Origin of the sequence: Nocardioides sp. (assembly GCF_025964975.1) — a bacterium.
In the GTDB taxonomy this organism is placed as follows: domain Bacteria; phylum Actinomycetota; class Actinomycetes; order Propionibacteriales; family Nocardioidaceae; genus Nocardioides.
In genome coordinates this window covers 1-3,590 of the sequence record NZ_JAOPXV010000196.1, presented here as the reverse complement: position 1 = coordinate 3,590, position 3,590 = coordinate 1, and the positions used below count along the sequence as shown (strand labels likewise).

The window sequence follows — 3,590 nt, the reverse complement described above, 5'->3', positions numbered from 1 at the left end:
TGACGACCGACCCGGCGCGGGACACCCCCGAGGTCGCGGCCGACTACGCGACCAACTTCGACGAGAGCTTCATCGGGGTCTCGGGCGACCTGCAGACCATCATCGAGGTGGCCAAGCCCCTGGGCATCGCCGTGGAGCAGGGCGACAAGCTGCCGAGTGGTGGCTACGACGTCACCCACGGGACGCAGGTCGTCGCGATCGACGCCAACGACGAGGGCGTCGCCTATTGGAGCCAGGACGTCTCGTCCGCGCAGCTGGCCGCCGACATCGAGCACCTGTTGGGGGCGACGGCATGATGCTGACCCTGGTCACCGTCCTGAGCATCCCGAGCCCCAGTCAGGGGACCTGGGAGCTCGGCCCGCTGCCGATCCGGGGCTATGCGCTGAGCATCATCGCCGGGATCATCGCGGCGATCTGGATCGGCGAGCGTCGGTGGGTCGCTCGCGGCGGCACGGCGGGCGACGTGTCCGACCTGGCCGTGTGGGGGATCCCGTTCGGTCTCGTGGGCGCCCGGCTCTACCACGTGCTGACGGACTGGCAGCTCTACTTCGGTGACGGCGAGAACCCGATCACCGCCCTCTACATCTGGCGCGGGGGACTCGGCATCTGGGGCGGGATCGCGATGGGCACCGTCGGCGTCATCATCGGCGCCAGGATCCGGGGCATCAGGCTGCTGCCGCTGCTCGACGCCATCGCCCCCGGGGTGCTGGTGGCGCAAGCCCTGGGCCGCTGGGGCAACTGGTTCAACCAGGAGCTCTTCGGGCGTCCCACCGACCTGCCCTGGGCGCTGGAGATCGACGAGAAACATCGACCCAGCGCCTACCTCGACCAGGCCACGTTCCACCCCACCTTCCTGTACGAGTTCCTCTGGTGCCTGGCCGCCTTCGCGCTGATCGTCGTGCTGGACCGTCGCCTGCAGCTGAGCCACGGTCGGGTCGCGGCGCTCTACGTCATGGCCTACACAGTGGGCCGCTTCTGGATCGAGTCACTGCGCATCGACGAGGTGCAGCTCTCCGACGTCGGCGGGCTCCGCTTCAACCAGTGGACCTCCCTGGTGCTGTTCGCCCTGGCCGCGGCCTACTTCGTGTGGGCCGGCCGGCGGGCGTCCGGGCGCGAGGAGGCCGTCTACACGGGACCGCCCGTCGTGGAGAACGAGAAAGAACCGTCTACGGACTGAGATTGCCGTCTCACCCACCGGCGGTGCCGGTGATAGATTCGCCGTGCTCGGGCCAACGTCGTCCCCTGCCGATCGCCATCAGCTCGCCCTCGCGCGTCCCTGACGTTCACGAGTGCACACGACGACGGGAGAACGCCGAGATGCACGCCTTCCCGCCGCCTGCAGCCGAAGCCACTTCGGGACTTCTCGCAGGCCCCCAGGCACAAGGTCTCTACGACCCGCGCCACGAGCACGACGCGTGCGGTGTGGCGTTCGTCGCCACCCTGACCGGCGTCGCCAGCCACGACATCGTGGCCAAGGCGCTGACGGCGCTGCGCAACCTCGACCACCGCGGCGCCGCGGGCGCCGAGACCAACTCGGGGGACGGCGCAGGCATCCTGATGCAGGTCCCCGACGCCTTCCTGCGTGCCATGGTCGACTTCGACCTTCCCGCCGCCGGCAGCTACGCCGTCGGCACCGCCTTCATGCTCGGAGGCGCCGACTCCGTGGCCAAGACCACGGCGCAGATCGCCCAGCTCGCCGCCGAGGAGGGTCTCGAGGTCCTCGGCTGGCGCGAGGTGCCGATCGAGCCCGACATCCTCGGCGCCACCGCCAAGAGCGTGATGCCGACCTTCCTGCAGCTCTTCGTCGCCGGCGCCAACAAGCGTGTCGGAGGTATGGCGCTCGAGCGCCTCGCCTTCTGCCTGCGCAAGCGCGCCGAGCGCGAGGCCGACGTCTACTTCCCGTCGCTGTCCGGGCGTACCCTGGCCTACAAGGGGATGCTCACCACCGACCAGCTCGACAGCTTCTATCCCGACCTCCGCGACGAGCGGGTCGCCTCCGCCCTGGCCGTCGTGCACTCCCGGTTCTCGACCAACACCTTCCCGAGCTGGCCGCTGGCGCACCCGTTCCGGTTCATCGCCCACAACGGTGAGATCAACACCGTCATGGGCAACCGCAACTGGATGCGGGCGCGGGAGGCACTGCTCGACAGCGACCTCATCCCCGGTGACCTCGACCGCCTCTACCCGATCTGCACGCCGGGCCACTCCGACTCCGCGTCCTTCGACGAGGTGCTCGAGCTGCTCCACATGGGCGGTCGGTCACTGCCCCACTCGGTGCTGATGATGATCCCGGAGGCCTGGGAGAACCACACCGAGATGGACGCCAAGCGCCGCGCCTTCTACGAGTTCCACTCCTCGATGATGGAGCCGTGGGACGGCCCGGCGTGCGTCGTGTTCACCGACGGCAGCCAGATCGGCGCCGTCCTGGACCGCAACGGGCTTCGCCCCAGCCGCTACTGGGTCACCGACGACGGCCTGGTCGTCCTCGCCTCCGAGGTCGGCGTGCTGGACCTCGACCCTGCCACCATCATCCGCAAGGGCAGGCTCCAGCCGGGACGCATGTTCCTGATCGACACCGACGAGCACCGCATCGTCGAGGACGAGGAGATCAAGTCCGAGCTGGCCAGCGAGCACCCCTACGACGAGTGGCTCCACGCCGGTCTCATGCACCTCGACGACATCGTCGCTCGCGAGCACATCGTCCACACGCATGCCTCGGTGACGCGTCGCCAGCAGATCTTCGGCTACACCGAGGAGGAGCTGCGCGTCCTGCTGACCCCGATGGCGAACACCGGCGGTGAGGCGCTCGGCTCGATGGGGACCGACACGCCCATCGCCGTACTCAGCGACAAGCCGCGGCTGCTCTTCGACTACTTCGCGCAGCTGTTCGCGCAGGTAACCAACCCGCCGCTGGACGCCATCCGCGAGGAGCTCGTCACCTCGCTCAGCGGCACGATCGGGCCCGAGGCCAACCTGCTGGAGCCGACCCCGGCCTCCTGCCGCCAGGTCGTGCTGCCCTTCCCGGTCATCTCCAACGACGACCTCGCCAAGATCCGCCACATCAACCGTGACGGAGACATGCCCGGGTTCATCACCCACACCTCCCGCGGCCTCTACGAGGTCGAGGGCGGCGGCGCGTCGATGGCGAAGCGCATCGAGGAGATCTGCGCCGAGGTGTCACAGGCGATCGCCGGGGGCGCGCGGATCATCGTGCTCTCCGACCGCCACTCCACTGCGGAGCTGGCGCCGATCCCCTCCCTGCTGCTCACCGGCGCCATCCACCACCACCTCGTGCGGGAGAAGACCCGGACCCAGGTCGGTCTCCTCGTGGAGGCCGGCGACGTGCGCGAGGTGCACCACGTCGCCCTTCTCGTCGGGTACGGCGCAGCGGCGGTCAATCCCTACCTCGCCATGGAGTCCGTCGAGGACCTCGCGCGGGAGGGCTACTACGTCACGGTCGAGCCCGAGCAGGCGGTCACCAACCTCATCAAGGGTCTCGGCAAGGGCGTCCTGAAGGTGATGTCCAAGATGGGCGTCTCCACGGTCGCGTCCTACACCGGCGCGCAGATCTTCGAGGCAGTCGGACTGTC

Annotated in this window: 3 protein-coding genes; all 3 read left to right on the top strand. The window is 69.0% G+C overall.

Features of this window, described 5'->3' with window-relative positions; all coding sequences use genetic code 11:
• On the top strand, positions 1 to 296 hold a 296-nt coding region (locus tag JWN68_RS15295), incomplete at its 5' end, for an SCO family protein (RefSeq protein ID WP_297740427.1).
• Positions 293 to 1,177 carry a prolipoprotein diacylglyceryl transferase gene (gene lgt / locus JWN68_RS15290; protein WP_297740425.1) on the top strand — a complete coding sequence of 295 codons (885 nt, stop codon included), beginning with the start codon at positions 293 to 295 and terminating at the stop codon, positions 1,175 to 1,177. The genes JWN68_RS15295 and lgt, both read left to right, overlap by 4 nt.
• 140 nt (positions 1,178 to 1,317) lie before the next feature.
• Positions 1,318 to 3,590: glutamate synthase central domain-containing protein (locus tag JWN68_RS15285; protein ID WP_297740423.1), on the top strand; the 2,273-nt coding region annotated here is incomplete at its 3' end.